11 protein-coding genes and 1 pseudogene are annotated in these 16,572 nt (G+C 67.1%); 4 read left to right on the forward strand and 8 right to left on the reverse strand.

Annotated elements, in window-relative coordinates:
* Positions 1–24: 24 nt before the first annotated feature.
* The 8 genes and pseudogenes from D3880_RS11255 to D3880_RS11290 all read right to left on the reverse strand — a co-directional run bounded on the left by D3880_RS11255 (position 25) and on the right by D3880_RS11290 (position 10,618).
* The gene (locus D3880_RS11255; protein WP_119893536.1) at positions 25–1,302 is read right to left on the reverse strand and encodes an OprD family porin; all 1,278 of its coding nucleotides are present in this window, start codon (positions 1,300–1,302) and stop codon (positions 25–27) included.
* A gap of 261 nt (positions 1,303–1,563) precedes the next feature.
* Positions 1,564–3,034 (reverse strand): annotated as a pseudogene (locus D3880_RS11260) (sigma-54 interaction domain-containing protein).
* 135 nt (positions 3,035–3,169) lie between these two features.
* Positions 3,170–4,066 (reverse strand): hydroxymethylglutaryl-CoA lyase, encoded by an 897-nt coding sequence (locus D3880_RS11265; RefSeq protein ID WP_119895721.1) that lies wholly within the window; start codon positions 4,064–4,066, stop codon positions 3,170–3,172.
* 190 nt (positions 4,067–4,256) lie between these two features.
* Positions 4,257–6,281: an acetyl-CoA carboxylase biotin carboxylase subunit gene (locus D3880_RS11270; protein WP_119893538.1), complete on the reverse strand. Its 2,025-nt coding sequence runs from the start codon at positions 6,279–6,281 to the stop codon at positions 4,257–4,259.
* 142 nt (positions 6,282–6,423) lie between these two features.
* A complete protein-coding gene (locus D3880_RS11275; protein WP_119893539.1) occupies positions 6,424–7,221 on the reverse strand; it encodes a gamma-carboxygeranoyl-CoA hydratase in 798 nt (265 codons plus the stop codon).
* A gap of 4 nt (positions 7,222–7,225) precedes the next feature.
* Positions 7,226–8,833 carry a carboxyl transferase domain-containing protein gene (locus tag D3880_RS11280; protein WP_119893540.1) on the reverse strand — a complete coding sequence of 536 codons (1,608 nt, stop codon included), beginning with the start codon at positions 8,831–8,833 and terminating at the stop codon, positions 7,226–7,228.
* A gap of 193 nt (positions 8,834–9,026) precedes the next feature.
* Positions 9,027–10,190 (reverse strand): isovaleryl-CoA dehydrogenase, encoded by a 1,164-nt coding sequence (locus D3880_RS11285; RefSeq protein WP_119893541.1) that lies wholly within the window; start codon positions 10,188–10,190, stop codon positions 9,027–9,029.
* A 29-nt stretch (positions 10,191–10,219) separates the two neighbouring features.
* A complete protein-coding gene (locus D3880_RS11290) occupies positions 10,220–10,618 on the reverse strand; it encodes a MerR family transcriptional regulator (protein WP_119893542.1) in 399 nt (132 codons plus the stop codon).
* A 219-nt stretch (positions 10,619–10,837) separates the two neighbouring features.
* On the opposite strand from D3880_RS11290, the gene D3880_RS11295 reads away from it, so the two are divergent.
* The 4 genes from D3880_RS11295 (at position 10,838) to qhpG (ending at position 16,530) form a co-directional block, all read left to right on the forward strand.
* Positions 10,838–12,742 carry a sigma-54-dependent Fis family transcriptional regulator gene (locus tag D3880_RS11295; RefSeq protein WP_119893543.1) on the forward strand — a complete coding sequence of 635 codons (1,905 nt, stop codon included), beginning with the start codon at positions 10,838–10,840 and terminating at the stop codon, positions 12,740–12,742.
* An 89-nt stretch (positions 12,743–12,831) separates the two neighbouring features.
* Positions 12,832–14,565 carry an ABC transporter ATP-binding protein gene (locus tag D3880_RS11300; protein WP_119893544.1) on the forward strand — a complete coding sequence of 578 codons (1,734 nt, stop codon included), beginning with the start codon at positions 12,832–12,834 and terminating at the stop codon, positions 14,563–14,565.
* Positions 14,555–15,232: a subtilisin-like serine protease QhpE gene (gene qhpE / locus D3880_RS11305; protein WP_119893545.1), complete on the forward strand. Its 678-nt coding sequence runs from the start codon at positions 14,555–14,557 to the stop codon at positions 15,230–15,232. Before D3880_RS11300 ends, qhpE begins: the two co-directional genes overlap by 11 nt.
* Entirely contained in the window at positions 15,229–16,530 is a 1,302-nt protein-coding gene (gene qhpG, locus D3880_RS11310; RefSeq protein ID WP_119893546.1) for a flavin-dependent monooxygenase QhpG, read from the forward strand. Before qhpE ends, qhpG begins: the two co-directional genes overlap by 4 nt.
* Positions 16,531–16,572 lie beyond the last annotated feature (42 nt).

Genomic DNA, 16,572 nt, shown 5'->3' on the forward strand with positions numbered 1-16,572 from the left:
CCCCCGGGATCGTGCATGCACTGCCTACCAGAGTGGCAGCGTGTAGCTGAGGATCAGCCGGTTCTCGTCGAGGTCGTTGCCGAAGTTGGCCCGTGTGGTCGCGTTGCGCCATTTCACGCCGAAATTCTTCAGCGGGCCGCTCTGTACCACATAGGCGATGTCCATATTGCGCTCCCACTCCTTGCCTTCGCCCTGGGCGGCGCCGCGATCGATGTCGTCACCGGACAGGTAGCGGGTCATGAAGGTCAGCCCGGGAATGCCGATGGCGGCAAAGTTGTAGTCATAGCGCAGCTGCCAGGATTTCTCATCCTTGTTGGCGAAGTCGCCGATCTGCACGAAGTTGACCAGGAAGGCATCGGTGCCGTTGATATAGGCGAAGCCGGTGTCGCCGCTCATCGCCTGGTAGCCGGCGCCCAGCGCGTGGCCGCCAAGGCTGTAGGTGAACATGGCACCGAAGGCGTTGTTGTCGACGTTGCTGCTGTCGTCGTCGCCGGAGCGGCTGTAGCGCAGGTCGGTCTTCAGGGTCTGGCCTTCGGCGACCGGCAGCACATGCAGTAGGTTGAGGGTGTGCTGGCGATAGAAGCCGTCCAGACCGCCATAGTTGTAGGCGGTGGTGAGCCGGTCGTTCCACTTGTAGCTGGCGCCGGCGAAGTTGAACTGGTCGCTGGTGGTGCCGGGGCGGAAACTGATCTGTTTGGCGCCGTTGCCGGTGATGGTCATGTCCTCGCTGTCGGACGAGTCGCGCTGGCTGACCTGGCGCAGTTGCCCGGCATCGAGGGTCAGGCCGGCGAACTCGCTGGAGCTCAGGTGTGCGCCCTGGAAGGTCTGCGGCAGCAGGCGCGAATCATTGGCCAGCACGCTCGGCAGCTTGGGCAGCAGGGTGCCGAGCTTCAGCACGCTCTGCGAGGCGCGCAGCTTGGCGGTCAGGCCCAGCTCGCTGTAGTCGTCCTGGGCGCGTTTGGGCGCTTCGCGGTCGCGCGGCAACAACCCCGAGCCGGCGCGATCGGGGCTGGAATCGAGTTTGACGCCGAGCAGGCCGAGAGCATCGACGCCGACGCCAATCGGCCCCTCGGTGTAGCCGGATTCGTAGCGCAGCAGGAAGCCCTGTGCCCATTCCTCGGCCTTGGCCTGGGAGGCGTTGTCCTGGCGGAAATCGCGGTTGAAGTAGAAGTTGCGCAGTTCCAGGCTGCCCTTGCTGTCGTCGAGAAAGGCGGCGTGGACGGAGGAAGCGAGGCCGGCGGTGGCGCCGAGGGTGGCGAGGGTGGCGAGGGCGAGGCCCCGGGTGAGCTGGGTGTGGCTCATCTATGACTCCTGGCACGGCGACGTGGCGAACGGGGACGGTGCCGGAGCGTCCCGCTGGAGCATTCGCACAACGTGCAGCGATCTTGTTGTTATTCGGCTGCGGACAGGCCGCAGGAGTCCGATAGCGGCTTTCGTGCCAGATTTATAAGTGATTGATAATAAAGATATTTACCTGATTTTCCGGGGTTTACGCGAGTGAAAGTCTCCAGGCGGAGACAAACAGGCGGCAGCTCTACGGCGGAAACGTTGAGTTCTCGGGCTTCAGGAGCATGTCTCCGATTTGAGACGAGTCTCCAAGTCAGGACGAAAACCCCAGCGCGGCCATCTTCTTGTACAGCGTCGAACGGCCGAGCCCCAGGCGCCGCGCGGCTTCGTTGACGTTGCCGGCATATTCGGCGAGGGCCTGGCCGATCAGCTCGCGCTCGAAGGCTTCGCGGGCGCTGTGGAAGTCCAGCGCTTGCTCCGGGCCGCGCCGGGAAACGCTGGTTTTGGTCGGGTTCGGCAGCGGCGTCAGCGTGCCGATCGCCGCACGCAGGGCCTCGGCACCGAGCAACGGTTCGTCGCTGAGCAGGGCGGCGCGCTCCAGCACGTTGCGCAGTTCGCGGATATTGCCCGGCCAGGCGTGGCTGGCGAGCAGGGCGAGGGCGCCGTCATCCAGTTCGTGGTGCTGATGGCCGGCGCCGAGGCGCAGTTCGTCGAGTATCGCCTCGCACAGGGCCGGCAGGTCGTCCAGTCGTTCGCGCAGCGGCGGCACCCGGAGCGGCAGGACGTTGAGGCGGTAGTAGAGGTCGGCACGGAAGCTGCCCTTGCGCACGGCTGCCTCGAGGTCGATCGAGGTGGCGGCGATCAGGCGGATGTCGCTGCGGATCACCTGGTTGGAGCCGACCGGCTCGAACTCCTTCTCCTGCAACACGCGCAGCAGCTTGCTCTGCAGCGCCAGCGGCATGTCACCGATCTCATCGAGGAACAGCGTGCCGCCCTGGGCGATTTGCAGCTTGCCAGGCCGCGCCTTGCGCTCGGCGCCGGTGAACGCGCCCGGCGCGGTGCCGAAGAACTCCGCCTCCAGCAGGGCCTCGGGAATCGCCGCGCTGTTGACGCTGACGAACGGCTTGTTGGCCCGCGGCGAAGCGGCGTGGATGGCGTGGGCAAGCAGTTCCTTGCCGGTGCCGGTCTCGCCGAGCAGCAGCACCGGCGAATCGGTGGCCGCGCTGCGCCGCGCGCGGCGTTTCACTTCCAGGCTGGCGGCGCTGGTGCCGATGAAGTTGGAGAAGCTGTACTTGGCCTGGCGCGCCTGCAGCAGTGAGCGGGTCGAGGCCAGTTCGGCCTGCATGTTCTGGTAGCGGATCAGCAGCGGCGACAGCGAGCGCAGCTGGTCGAACAGGGCGAAACCGATGGCGCCGATGATTTCGCCTTGGTCGTCTTGGATCGGCAGGCGCATCACCACCAGCGGGTCCTTGGGCGTGTCGAGCATGTCCAGCAGGATCGGTCGGCCCGTGCTCACTACTTCGCGCAGCAGGCTACCGGGAATCACGCTTTCGCAGGGTTTGCCGATGGCCTGTGCGGCGCTGTCCAGGCCAAAACGACGGGCATAGCGCTCGTTCATCCAGACGATCTTGGCATCGTGGTCGACGATGATGGTGCCTTCGCTGGATTGTTCGACGATCTCGAACAGCGAGCGAATCGCCAGCAGGCGCACGTGCTGGTAGTCCTTGAGGCTCTCGGCGTCTTTCATGGGCAGTCTCGGCGGAGGGAAGGCGGCAAGCGTAGTCGGCTGGATTGCAGGGCCGTAAGGCAGGCTGGATTGAGCCAGGCGGGGGACCGCCGGCAGATCGATGGGTATCGCTGCGCTCAACCCATCCTACGGGAACTACGCCTGACGGGCCTTGGCAACCCGCGAGCCGTTGTCACGACCGAGCACCTGGCAGATGCGCCGGCCGGCGGCGATCAGCTTGTCGAGATCGATGCCGGTGTCGATGCCCAGGCCGTTGAGCAGGTAGAGCATGTCTTCGCTGGCCACGTTGCCGGTGGCGCCCTTGGCGTAGGGGCAGCCGCCGAGGCCGGCGACCGAGCTGTCGAACACGCTGATGCCTTCGAGCAGGCTGGCGTAGACGTTGGCTACAGCCTGGCCATAGGTGTCATGGAAGTGCCCGGCCAGCTTGTCGCGTGGCACGTCGCGGCCGACCACCTCGAACATCTTGCGGGTAGCGCCGGCGGTGCCGACACCGATGGTGTCGCCGAGGGAGACTTCGTAGCAGCCCATGGCGAACAACTCGCGCGCCACACTGGCCACCTGTTCGGGCGCAACCGCGCCCTCGTAGGGGCAGCCGAGTACGCAGGACACATAGCCGCGCACGCGCACGCCGCGCTGCTTGGCGGCGTCTAGCACCGGCACGAAGCGCTCCAGGCTCTCGGCAATCGAGCAGTTGATGTTCTTCTGCGAGAAGGCCTCGGAGGCGGCGGCGAACACCGCGACTTCCTCGACCTTCGACTCCAGCGCGGCCTCGAAGCCTCTCAGGTTCGGCGCCAGCGCGGCGTAGGTGACGCCCGGCTTGCGCGCGATCTGGGCGAACACCTCGGCGCTGCCGGCCATCTGCGGCACCCACTTGGGCGAGACGAAGCTGCCGACCTCGATATAGCCGAGGCCGGCGGCGCTCAGGTCGTCGACCAGACGCACCTTGTCGGCGACGCTGATCGGCTGCTTCTCGTTCTGCAGACCGTCACGCGGGCCGACTTCGACCAGGCGGACGTGTTGGGGTAGGTTCATGTTCTGGTTCTCCGTTTTCATCGACGGTTCTGCGAACCGTTCGTTGGGCTTCGTTCCTCAGCACCAACCTACGGGCGCGGGGTGCTCCGGTAGGTTGGTGCTGAGCCTGCGAAGCCCAACAGCTCTGTCAACGCCGGGCGATGGGTATCGCGTTGCTCAACCCATCCTACGGGGTGCTGAGTCCGCCCTGCTATCCACCGAACTCGCCGCCGCCGGTGGCCAGTTGCTCCAGCTCCACCAATGCCGCGCCTTCGCTGACCATGTCGCCCTCTGTGCAGTACAGCGCCTTGACCACGCCGGCATGCGGCGCGCGGATGCTGTGCTCCATCTTCATCGCCTCCAGCACCACCAGGGCGGTGCCGGCCTCGACCGCTTGGCCGGCTTCGACCAGCACGCGGACGATGCTGCCGTTCATGGGGGCGGTGAGGCCGCCGTGATGACTGTGGCTGGCTTCCACTGCGGCGATCGGGTCGAAGCGGGTGATGGCGTGCAGCTCGCCGTTCCACTCGAGATACAGGGTATCGCCCTGGCGGATGGCGTGCAGGCGGCGTTGTACCCCTGTAGGAGCGAACTTGTTCGCGATCGGGGATTCTGGCTGCGTCTGCGATGTCTCTTCGCGAATAAATTCGCGCCTACAGAACAGCGAAGCACCTTGGAGCTGGGCACTGCCAGTGGGGCGCACCTTGCGTTCCACGCCGTTGCAGACCAGATGCAGCTCGGTCTCCGCTGTCACCCCGGCACGCCAGCCGCTGCGGGCGTTCCACGGCGAGTGTGGATCGTCGCCGCGCACCTGGCTGGCTTCGCTCTGGATAAAGGCATCGGCGGCAGCCTGCCAGAACGCCTCCGGCAGTGCGCCCGGAGCCGGTAGCAGCACATCCTGGTGGCGCGGGATGAAGCCGGTGTCCAGCTCGGCGGCGGCGAAGGCCGGATGGGCCAGCACGCGGCGGAGGAAGGTCAGGTTGGTTCTGACCCCGCCGATCAAGGTCTCGTCGAGCATGGCCAAGAGGCGCTGGCGGGCTTCCTCGCGGTTGTCGCCCCAGGCGATCAGCTTGCCGAGCATCGGGTCGTAGAACGGCGAGACCACATCGCCTTCGGCCACGCCGCTGTCCACTCGGCGGCCCGGGCCGGCGGCCGCTTCGCGATACAGAGCGAGGGTGCCGGCGGCCGGGAGGAAGTCGTTGTCCGGGTCTTCGGCGTACAGGCGCACTTCGATGGCGTGGCCATTGAGCGGCACCTGCGCCTGGCTGATCGGCAACGCTTCACCGCGGGCGACGCGGATCTGCCAGGCGACCAGGTCGAGGCCGGTGATGGCTTCGGTGACCGGATGCTCGACCTGCAGGCGGGTATTCATCTCCATGAAGAAGAAGTCGCCACGCGCATCCAGCAGGAATTCCACGGTGCCGGCGCCGACATAGCCGATGGCCTGCGCGGCCTTCACCGCCGCCTCGCCCATGGCCTGGCGCAGCTCGGGGGTGAGGCCCGGAGCCGGGGCTTCCTCGACCACTTTTTGGTGGCGACGCTGGATCGAGCAGTCGCGCTCGTTGAGGTACAGGCAGTTGCCGTGCTGGTCGGCGAACACCTGGATCTCCACGTGGCGCGGCTTGAGCACGTACTTTTCCACCAGCATGCGCGAGTCGCCGAACGCCGATTGCGCCTCGCGCTGGGCCGAGGCCAGGGCTTCGCCCAGTTCGCTCTCGCGTTCGACCACCTTCATGCCCTTGCCGCCACCACCGGCGGCAGCCTTGAGCAGCACCGGGTAGCCGATGCCCGCGGACGCAGCGCGGAAGGTTTCCACATCCTGCGCCTCGCCGTGGTAGCCGGGCACCAGGGGCACGCCGGCATCTTCCATCAGCGCCTTGGCGGCGGACTTGCTGCCCATCGCGTCGATGGCTCTGGCGGGCGGGCCGAGGAAGATCAGCCCGGCGGCCTCGATGGCGCGGGCGAAGCCGGCGTTCTCGGAGAGGAAGCCGTAGCCAGGATGAATGGCCTGGGCGCCGCTGGCCTGGGCCGCGGCGATCAGCTTGTCGACCAGCAGGTAGCTGTCGGCCGGTTTGGCGCCGCCGAGGTCGACGGCCATGTCGGCCTCGCGCACGTGGCGGGCGTCGCGGTCGATGGCGCTGTGCACGGCCACGGTCTTCAGGCCGAGGGCTTTGGCGGTGCGCATCACCCGGCAGGCGATCTCGCCGCGGTTGGCGACCAGCAGGGTGGTGATCATGGCTGCGACTCCGAAGGGCAGAGGGAAACGGAACGTAGGTTGGGTTGAGCCTGCGATACCCAACGGGCGGGTTTGAGCGCGACGAAGGGGTCTTTGTTGGGTATCGCTTCGCTCAACACCAACCTACAAAAGCATGCAGACCTCATGGCGTTTCCTGCCAGGTCGGTTTGCGTTTGTCGAGGAAGGCGCGCAGGCCTTCCTGACCTTCGGCGCTCATGCGCACGCGGGCGATGGCGCTTTCGGTATAGCGGCGCAGCGCCGGGGTCAGCTCGGCGGCGGCGACCTCATGGAACAGCGCCTTGCAGGCGCTCATCGCCGCGGGACTGTTGAGGCGCAGGTTGGCGATCCAGGCCTCGGCCTGGGCCTCCAGCTCCTCGGCCGGATAGCTTTCGGCGAGCAGGCCGAGGGCTACGGCGCGCTGGCCATCGAAGCGCTCGGCGGTCAGCGAGTAGCGGTTGGCGGCGCGCTGGCCGATGGCCTTGACCACGAACGGCGCGATGGTTGCCGGGATCAGGCCGATGCGCACCTCGGAGAGGCTGAACTGTGCGTTGTCGGCGCCGATCGCCAGGTCGCAGCAGCTGACCAGGCCGAGGCCGCCGGCGAAGGCCGCGCCTTGCACCACGGCCAGGGTCGGCTTCTTCAGGTGGTAGAGGTTGTGCATCAGCTCGGCGAGTTGCTGGGCATCGGCCAGGTTGCCGTTGTAGTCCAGTTCGGCGGCCTGCTGCATCCAGCTCAGGTCGCCGCCGGCGCAGAAGTGCTTGCCGCGGCCGCGCAGGACCAGCAGACGCACGCTCTTGTCGGCGCCGATCGCATCGAGGGCGAGGATCAGCTCGCGGATCATCTCGGCGTTGAAGGCATTGTTCTTGTCCGGGCGGTTGAGCCAGAGGGTGGCCACGCCGCGCGGGTCGATCTGTAGTTCGATGGTGTTGAAGTCGGTCATGGCATCACATCCTGAACACGCCAAAGGTGGTCGGCTCGATCGGCGCGTTGAGCGTCGCCGAGAGCGCCAGCGCCAGCACCTCGCGGGTCTGCGCCGGGTCGATCACGCCGTCGTCCCACAGCCGGGCGCTGGAGTAGTAGGGGTGGCCCTGGTGTTCGTACTGGTCGAGGATCGGCTGCTTGATCTGCCGTTCTTCCTCGGCGGAGAAGGCCTGGCCGGCGCGTTCGGCCTGTTCGCGCTTGACCTGGGCGAGCACGCCGGCGGCCTGTTCGCCGCCCATCACGCCGATCCGCGCATTCGGCCACATCCACAGGAAGCGCGGGTCGTAGGCGCGGCCGCACATGCCGTAGTTACCGGCGCCGAAGCTGCCGCCGATGATCACGGTGAACTTCGGCACCTTGGCGCAGGCCACCGCGGTAACCAGCTTGGCGCCGTGCTTGGCGATGCCGCCGGCCTCGTATTTCTGCCCGACCATGAAACCGGTGATGTTCTGCAGGAACAGCAGTGGAATGCCGCGCTGGCAGGCCAACTCGATGAAGTGCGCGCCTTTCTGCGCCGATTCGGCGAACAAAATCCCGTTGTTGGCGAGGATCGCCACCGGGTAACCGTGCAAGTGGGCGAAGCCGCAGACCAGGGTGGCGCCGAACAGCGCCTTGAATTCGTCGAAGGACGAATCGTCGACGATCCGGGCGATCACTTCACGCACGTCGAATGGCTGCTTGGCATCGGCCGGGATCACCCCGTACAGCTCCTCGCTGGCGTAGCGCGGCGCCAGCGGCTGGTGGCGTTGCAGCTCGCCGAGCTTGCGCCAGTTGAGGTTGCTCACGCAGCGGCGGGCCAGGGCCAGCGCATGCTCGTCGTCCTCGGCGTAGTGGTCGGCGACCCCGGAGGTCTTGCAGTGCACATCGGCACCGCCGAGGTCCTCGGCGCTGACCACCTCGCCGGTGGCGGCCTTCACCAGCGGCGGGCCGGCGAGGAAGATGGTGGCCTGGTTGCGCACCATGATGGTCTCGTCGCTCATCGCCGGCACATAGGCGCCGCCGGCGGTGCAGGAGCCCATGACCACGGCGATCTGCGGGATGCCCAGGGCGCTCATGTTGGCCTGGTTGAAGAAGATGCGGCCGAAATGCTCGCGGTCGGGGAACACCTCGTCCTGGCGCGGCAGGTTGGCGCCGCCGGAGTCCACCAGGTAGATGCACGGCAGGCGGTTTTCGCGGGCGATGGTCTGGGCGCGCAGGTGCTTCTTCACGGTCAGCGGGTAGTAGGTACCGCCTTTCACCGTGGCGTCGTTGGCGATGATCATGCACTCGACGCCCTCGACCCGGCCGATGCCGGCGATCACCCCGGCGGCCGGCACGTCTTCGCCGTACACCTTATGGGCGGCGAGTTGGCCGATCTCGAGAAACGGCGAGCCGGGGTCGAGCAGGCGATTGATGCGCTCACGCGGCAGCAGCTTGCCGCGCGAGGTGTGGCGCTCCTGGGCCTTGGCGCCGCCGCCTTCGTGGACGCGGGCGAGTAGGGCGCGCAGGTCGTTGACCTGTTCGAGCATGGCCGCAGAGTTGGCGGCGAAATCCGCCGAACGCGGGTTAATCTGGGTGTGCAGGATGGTCATCAGGTGGACTCCGATACCGTAATCCGTAGGGTGGATAACGCTTTGTTCATCCACCGGCTCTGGTGGAAAACGCTTCGCGGTTTTCCACCCTACGAGGACGAATCAATTACGTAGGGTGGGTTGAGCGTAGCGATACCCACGCGGCTCAAGTGATGGGTATCGCTGGGCTCAACCCATCCTACAAAGGCCTCGATTACTTGGTTTCGTTGAACAGCTCGCGGCCGATCAGCATGCGGCGGATTTCGCTGGTGCCGGCGCCGATTTCGTAGAGCTTGGCGTCGCGCAGCAGGCGGCCGGTGGGGAAGTCGTTGATGTAGCCGTTGCCGCCGAGGATCTGGATGGCATCCAGGGCCATCTGCGTGGCGCGTTCGGCGGTGTAGAGGATCACCCCGGCGGCGTCCTTGCGTGTGGTCTCGCCACGGTCGCAGGCGTTGGCCACCGCGTACAGGTAGGCGCGGCTGGCGTTGAGCTGGGTGTACATGTCGGCGACCTTGCCCTGGATCAGCTGGAACTCGCCGATGCTCTGGCCGAACTGCTTGCGGTCGTGGATGTAGGGCAGCACCACGTCCATGCACGCCTGCATGATCCCGGTCGGGCCGCCGGAAAGCACCACGCGCTCGTAGTCGAGGCCGCTCATCAGCACCTTCACGCCGCCGTTGAGCGCGCCGAGGACGTTCTCTTCCGGCACTTCCACATCCTGGAACACCAGTTCGCAGGTGTTCGAGCCGCGCATGCCGAGCTTGTCCAGCTTCGGACTGCGGGAGAAACCCTTCCAGTCGCGCTCGACGATAAAGGCGGTGATGCCGCCCGAGGCCTTGCTCGCGTCGGTGCGCGCGTAGATCACGTAGGTGTGGGCGTCCGGGCCGTTGGTGATCCACATCTTGCTGCCGTTGAGCACATAGCGGTCGCCCTGCTTGTCGGCGCGCAGCTTCATCGACACCACGTCGGAGCCGGCGTTCGGCTCGCTCATGGCGAGGGCGCCGACATGCTCGCCGGAGACCAGCTTGGGCAGGTACTTGGCCTTCTGCTCGGCGGTGCCGTTGCGCTTGATCTGGTTGACGCACAGGTTGGAGTGCGCGCCGTAGGAGAGGGCGACCGAGGCCGAGGCGCGGCTGATCTCTTCCATGGCGACGACGTGGGCCAGGTAGCCCAGACCCGAGCCGCCGTACTCTTCTTCGACGGTGATGCCGAGCAGGCCCATGTCGCCGAACTTCTTCCACATGTCCATGGGGAACTGGTTGCTGCTGTCGATCTCGGCGGCGCGCGGCGCCAGTTCGGCGGCGACGAAGCCCTGTACCTGCTCGCGCAGCATGTCGATGGTTTCACCGAGGGCGAAGTTGAGGTTCAGATAAGTCATGGTTCCACCTGTAATTGTGTTTGTAAGGTTTAGGACGCAATACCTTGTTTTCTATCGGTTTCGGCCAGGGCGGTCAGGCAGCGCTCCTCGGCGGTATCCAGTTCCAGCTGCATCTGCTGGATGTCCAGCAGTTGTTGCTCCAGTTGTAGGCGACGCTCGGCGATCTTGCGCATGAAGGTTTCCAGCTGTTTGCGATTGCCGTGCACCGGGTCGTACAGCTCGATCAGCTCCTTGCATTCGGCCAGCGAGAAACCGATGCGCTTGCCGCGCAGGATCAGCTTGAGCGTAACCAGGTCCTTGGCGCTGTAGACGCGCTCCTGGCCACGCCGCTCGGGGCTGAGCATCTCCTGCTCCTCGTAGAAGCGGATGGCGCGGGTGGTGATGTCCAGTTCGCGGGCCAGGTCGGAGATGGAGTAGGTCAGGGACATAGGGAAGTGCTCGGCTGCTTGTTTACCTTTACGTTAACGTAAACATATGCCAGTCTGACTGTCAACCGTGATCCACAGCCCGTCGATATCGCCAGCCAGGGCTACTCTTTACGGACTGCTCATGCAGGTGTAGACATTCCGGGCGTGTGGTTGCGTATCCGGCCCGTGATGCCCGAACATCGTGTTCGGGCCCGCCGGGAGAGCGTGTTGGAGCGACAGATGGCCCAATCCATACCGATAACAACAGAGTTGGACCTCCTGCAGGAGGTTCGCCAGGTCCGCCAGCGACTGCTCAGCGACGGTCAGCTGCCCCTGGGGGTGCTGCGCGCGGAGATCGACGCCTCATGGCGGCGCAGCATCGACCATGGCCTCAGCTGCATGGGCGAAGAATCTGTGGCGCTGCAGCACCGCAGCGACCTGGAACTGCTGCTGGCCAACAACCGCCTGCTGATCGATGCCGCCACCCCCGAACTGGAATATCTGGTCAGCCAGCAGGGCAAGGCGAGCCTGGTGATCCTCGGCAATGCCGAGGCCACGGTGCTGCTTGTCGAGGGCCAGACCGAATTCCTCGACAATTTCGGTCTGCGCGACCTGCGCCCGGGCGCTTGCTGGAGCGAATCGGCGCGCGGCACTAACGGCCTGGGCACCGCGTTGGTGGAGGCGCAACCGACGCTGATCAACTGTGGCGAACATTATCTCGACCGCCTGAGCCGGTTCTCCTGCATCTCGGTGCCGATCAAGGACCCGCAAGGCCAGGTGATCGGCGTACTCGACCTGACTCGCGAGGGTGTCCTGACCCAGCCGCAGGACAGTCTGGCGACCCTGGTGCTGGCCGCGAGCAATATCGAAAGCCGTTTGTTCGGCGCCTGCTACCCCGAGCATAGCGTCCTGGCCTTCCATACGCGCCCGCAGTATCTCGGGTCGGCCTGGCACGGCCTGCTGGCGCTCAGCCTCGATGGTGAGGTGCTGGCAGCCAATGAGCAGGCCTGCGGTCTGCTGCGCCTGTCGCGCCAGCATCTGGTCGGGCGCCGTAGCAGCGAGCTGCTGGGCAGCCAAAGTGCGCAGTTCATGGCGCGTCTGCTGCAGGGCGGGGTCGGCAGCCTGCAGACCGCCAAGGGCGAATTCTTCTTCAAGGCCTTGCAGATGCCGCGCTGCGCCAGCCTGGGCACCGCCGTATCCGCGCCTCGGCCGCAGGCGGCGAAACGCCGGAGCCTGGACGAGCTGGCCGGGCGCGATGAGCGTTTCGCCCGTTCCCTACGCATGGCCCAACAAGGCTTGGCGGGTGACCTGCCGGTACTGCTGCTGGGCGAGACCGGCACCGGCAAGGACGTGGTGGCGCGTGCGCTGCACCAGGCCAGCGCACGGGCCGACAAACCCTTCGTCGCGGTCAACTGCGCGGCGATTCCCGAGGGCCTGATCGAGTCCGAACTGTTCGGCTACCGCGAAGGCGCCTTCACCGGCTCGCGCAAGGGCGGGGTGGTCGGCCGGCTGATGCAGGCCCATGGCGGCACCTTGTTCCTCGACGAGATCGGCGATATGCCGCTGAGCATGCAGGCGCGTCTGTTGCGCGTGCTGCAGGAACGCAAGGTGGCCCCGCTGGGGGCGGCCGAGGAGCAGGACATCGATGTCGCGGTGATCTGCGCCACCCACCGCGAGCTCAAGCGCCTGGTGCAAGAAAAGAGCTTCCGCGAAGACCTGTACTACCGCATCAATGGCATCAACCTGCGCCTGCCGGCGCTGCGCGAGCGCGACGATGTGCACGGCATGATCCTCGCTGTGCTGGGCAAGCTGAGCAACGAGCCGGTGAGCCTTGACAAAACCCTGAGCGAGTTGCTCTGCCAGTACGACTGGCCGGGCAACATCCGCCAGTTGGAGATGGTGTTGCGCGCGACGCTGGCCATGCGCGAGGCGGGCGAGACACTGCTCGGCCTGCAGCATCTCACCGACTCCCTGCTGGAGGAGCTGACCAGCAGCAGCCGACAGCCGTGCAGCATCCGTGAGAGCGAGCTGGAACTGATCCGCAGCGCGCTGGAGCGGCATGACGGTAATGTTTCGGCCGCCGCCGATTCGCTCGGTATCAGCCGCGCCACCCTGTATCGCAAGCTCAAGCAGTTGCGGGCCTGATGCCCCGGCCGCCCGCCCTGAGCGCAAGCCCGAAGCGGCGGACCCGGCCCGCTGGGCGTTATCGGTAAACCCACCTTCCGCGAGACACGATGATCAGATTTCTGCTCGGGCTGGTGGAAACCAGCGACCCTGAGTTGTTGCGCCGGGCCATGGCCTGGCTGTACAGCTTCGTCCGCCCGCAGCGGCGGGGCATCCTGCTGCTGCTCGGGCTGTCGCTGTGCGCCTCGCTGCTGGTGTTGGCGCAGCCCTGGCTGACCAAGATGCTGATCGACGACGGCCTGCTGGCCAAGGATTTCGGCCGCCTGGTGCAGGTCGCCGTGGCAATGATTGCGGTCGGCATCATCGGCACGCTGCTGGCCGGGATCAACCGCTACCTGCATACCCGGCTGTCCGGGCGCATCCTGTTCGCCCTGCGCGACGCCCTGTACCGCCACCTGCAGCAACTCTCGCCGACCTTCTTCGGCCGCCGACGGATTGGCGACCTGCTGTCGCGCCTGGATGGCGACGTCGCCGAGATCCAGCGCTTCGCCGTCGACTCGCTGTTCTCCGCGGTGTCCAGCGTCATCGGCCTGCTCGGTGCCATCGCCCTGATGCTGATGCTGTCCTGGCAGCTGTCGTTGCTGCTGGCCGTGCTGATTCCCATCGAGGTGCTGTGGCTGCGCTGGATGCGGCGCAAGGTCGAGCGCGACGTGCGCCAGTTGCGCGAGCGCTCGGCGGATCTGTCGTCGTTTCTGGTGGAAACCTTGCCGGCGATGAAGTTCATCCAGGCCGCCGGCCAGCAGCAGCGCGAGTCCCAGCGCCTGGAAGGGCTCGGTCAGGGCTATATGGGCCAGTTGCTGAAACTGCAGATCACCGAGTTCTTCACCCATGCGCTGCCGGGCACCCTGACCTCGCTGTCGCGTGCCTGTGCCTTCATCATTGGCGGCTACTGGGTGGTGCAGGGCAGCTGGCAGCTGGGTTCGCTAATCGCCTTTTCCACCTACCTGGGCATGGCCGTGGGGCCGGTGCAGAGCCTGCTCGGCCTGTATGTGGCGCTGCAGCGCATGACCGTCAGCCTTGGCCGGGTCATGGAGTTGCAGCAGGAGCCGGTCGCGGTGCGCCAGCCGCAGGCGCCGCAAACGCTGCCGGCGGGCAATGGCGAACTGCGCTTCGAGGGCGTCTGGTTCGCCCACCAGCAGCGTGCCGAGGCGGTGCTGCGCGGGGTCGATGCTTGTATTGCCGGCGGCCTCAAGGTGGCGATCAGCGGCGCTTCCGGGGTTGGCAAGTCGACCCTGATCGACCTCCTGCAGCGTTTCTACGACCCGGACCAGGGCTGCATCCGCCTCGATGGTGCCGACCTGCGCGAGCTGGACCTGTTCGCCCTGCGCCGGCGCATCGCCGTGGTCAGCCAGGACATAGTGCTGTTTCGCGGCAGCCTCGCCGACAACCTCGCCTACAGCGCGCCCGAGGCCGGTCGCGACGCCATCGAGCGGGTGGCGCGCCTGGCCCGGCTGGATGGCCTGATCGCGACCCTGCCGCAGGGCCTCGACAGCCAACTCGGCGAGCGGGGCCAGCAGCTGTCCGGTGGGCAGAAACAGCGCATCGCCATCGCCCGCGCGTTGCTGCAGGAGCCGCTGATCCTGGTGCTCGACGAAGCCACTTCGGCGGTCGACGAGGCCACCGAGCGTGAGGTGATCGCCGCCATCGACCAGCTGTTCGCCGGGCGCACACGCATCCTCATCAGCCATCGGCCGTCGACGCTGGCCCAGGCCGACCTGCGCTTGCACTTGGAGGCCGGGCTGCTGCAGCCAGTCGTCGAGCCACAGGTGAGCCATGGCCACTGAACTGCGCGTCGGCGTGGTCGACAGCGGCCACGCGCCGGCACAGTCCCCGCTGGTCTGCGCCTCGCGGCGCTTCTGGCTGGAGCAGGAGCAATTGCACGAGGGCGAAGCGCAGGCCGACCGCCTCGGCCATGGCGCGGCGGTGATCGACAGCCTGATCGCCCAGGCCGGGTCGCCACGGCTATGCGTCGCCCAGGTCTTCGCCGAGCGCTGGACGACCAGCCCGCTGCAGATCGCCGCGGCGATTCATTGGCTGATCGAACAGCAGGTGGCGCTGATCAACCTCAGCCTCGGCCTGCGCCAGGATCGCCCGGTGCTGCGCGCCGCCTGCGCGGCGGCGCACGAGGCCGGCATCCTGCTTTGCGCCGCCAGCCCGGCACAGGGCGCGCCGGTGTACCCGGCCAGCTACCCGGGCGTGCTGCGCATCACCGGCGATGCGCGCTGCGCGAGCGGGCAATGGTCCTGGCTGGACAGCGCGCAGGCCGATTTCGGTGCCGCGGTGGCGGCCGGCAGCGGCTTGGCCGGCGCCAGCGTTGCCTGCGCGGCGCTCAGCGGGCAGATCCTGGCCTACCTGCACGAGCATCCGGCAGCCGGGCCGGGCCAGGTGCTCGACTATTTGCGCCATGGCGCAGCCTTTCTCGGCCCCGAGCGGCGGAGCGCACAGCCATGAGCCGGGCACGGGTCGTCGTGCTCGGCGCCGGTCCGGCCGGGGCGACCGTGGCGTTGGGCCTGCAGCGCCTCGGCTACCAGGTTTGCGTGGTCAGCGAATGGCGCCGCTTCGCCGCGGTGGAAGGGGTGTCCCAGCGGGTGCTGGACGGTCTGCGTCAGGCCGGGCTGCTGCGTGCCCTGGCCTGCGCGGCGGCGCCTTCGCCGCGCCGGGTGGCATGGAATGGCGCGCGCCAGCTGCTCAACCAGGAATTCCTCCTCGACCGCCGGCGCTTCGATGCGGCGCTGCGCGAGGATCTGCGCGCGGCCGGCGTCGAGCTGATCGAGGCGCGAGTGCGCCAGGTGGACTCGACTGCACACGGCCATCGGCTATCGATCGAGCCGGGGGCGACGCTGCTGGCGGATTTCCTCGTCGAGGCGCGCGGCCGTCAGGCGCCGCTGGCCGGCCGCCGGTGGCGCGGGCCGGAAACCCTCAGTCTGCTCAACCACTGGCAGGAGGCGGCGGGGCAACCGGCCTCGGCAGTGGAGAGCCGCGCCGATGGCTGGGCGTGGATGGCGCGTCTGGCCGATGGTCGTTGCTACTGGCAGCTCACCCTGGATGCCGCCAGCGCCGAACTGCCCGGCAAGGAGCAACTCGCCGCTTACTGCGCCGAGCGTCGTGGTCAGTCGGCGCTGGCGCGTGAACTGTTCGGCGCGCAAGCCCTGCAACCGGTCAGCCTGTACGCGCGCAGCAGCACCGCCACGCTGTTTCACGAGGCCGGCGGGGCGAACTGGCTGCGCGTCGGCGATGCGGCCATGGCGGTCGACCCGTTGTCCGGCAACGGCATCTTCCAGTCGCTGTCGTCCGCCCTGCAGGCGCCGGCGGTGATCAACACGCTGCTCAGCCAGCCGCAGTTCGGCGAACTGGCATTGCGCTTTCACCAGGCGCGCGTCGAGCATCTATTCCGGCGTTTCGCCCGCACCGGACGCGACTTCTATGCCCTCGAGCAGCGCTGGCCGCAGCAGCCGTTCTGGCGCAGCCGAAGTGGCTGGCCGGATAGCGAGCCGCTGCATGCCGGCGCCGATTTCAGTCAGCTGCGGGTCGAGCGTGCGCCGGTATTGCGCGGCGCGCTGATCGACGAGGCCGAGGTGGTGGTGACCGCCGACCAGCCGCTGGGCATCTGGCACCTGCAGGGCCTCGAGCTGGCGCCCATCGTCCGCAGCCTGCAACAAGGCCAGCTGGATCAGGCGTTGGCGGCGCTGCCCGTGGAGCACAAGCGCATGGTGCAGGGCTGGTTGCTGGCGCAGGGTTACAAGCCCTAGCCCTGCGGGAGAGGGGGTAAAGGGGGACTCAGTGGCGGCTGG

The sequence above is a fragment of the Pseudomonas cavernae genome (assembly GCF_003595175.1).
Taxonomy (GTDB): Bacteria; Pseudomonadota; Gammaproteobacteria; order Pseudomonadales; family Pseudomonadaceae; genus Aquipseudomonas; species Aquipseudomonas cavernae.

Excerpts from the sequence above, each read along its gene's own strand:
- D3880_RS11255 (WP_119893536.1), bottom strand. The coding sequence starts at position 1,302 with ATGAGCCACACCCAGCTCACCCGGGGCCTCGCCCTCGCCACCCTCGCC.
- D3880_RS11265 (WP_119895721.1), bottom strand. The coding sequence starts at position 4,066 with ATGAACCTACCCCAACACGTCCGCCTGGTCGAAGTCGGCCCGCGTGAC.
- D3880_RS11270 (WP_119893538.1), bottom strand. The coding sequence starts at position 6,281 with ATGATCACCACCCTGCTGGTCGCCAACCGCGGCGAGATCGCCTGCCGG.
- D3880_RS11275 (WP_119893539.1), bottom strand. The coding sequence starts at position 7,221 with ATGACCGACTTCAACACCATCGAACTACAGATCGACCCGCGCGGCGTG.
- D3880_RS11280 (WP_119893540.1), bottom strand. The coding sequence starts at position 8,833 with ATGACCATCCTGCACACCCAGATTAACCCGCGTTCGGCGGATTTCGCC.
- D3880_RS11285 (WP_119893541.1), bottom strand. The coding sequence starts at position 10,190 with ATGACTTATCTGAACCTCAACTTCGCCCTCGGTGAAACCATCGACATG.
- D3880_RS11290 (WP_119893542.1), bottom strand. The coding sequence starts at position 10,618 with ATGTCCCTGACCTACTCCATCTCCGACCTGGCCCGCGAACTGGACATC.
- D3880_RS11295 (WP_119893543.1), top strand. The coding sequence starts at position 10,838 with ATGGCCCAATCCATACCGATAACAACAGAGTTGGACCTCCTGCAGGAG.
- D3880_RS11300 (WP_119893544.1), top strand. The coding sequence starts at position 12,832 with ATGATCAGATTTCTGCTCGGGCTGGTGGAAACCAGCGACCCTGAGTTG.
- qhpE (WP_119893545.1), top strand. The coding sequence starts at position 14,555 with ATGGCCACTGAACTGCGCGTCGGCGTGGTCGACAGCGGCCACGCGCCG.
- qhpG (WP_119893546.1), top strand. The coding sequence starts at position 15,229 with ATGAGCCGGGCACGGGTCGTCGTGCTCGGCGCCGGTCCGGCCGGGGCG.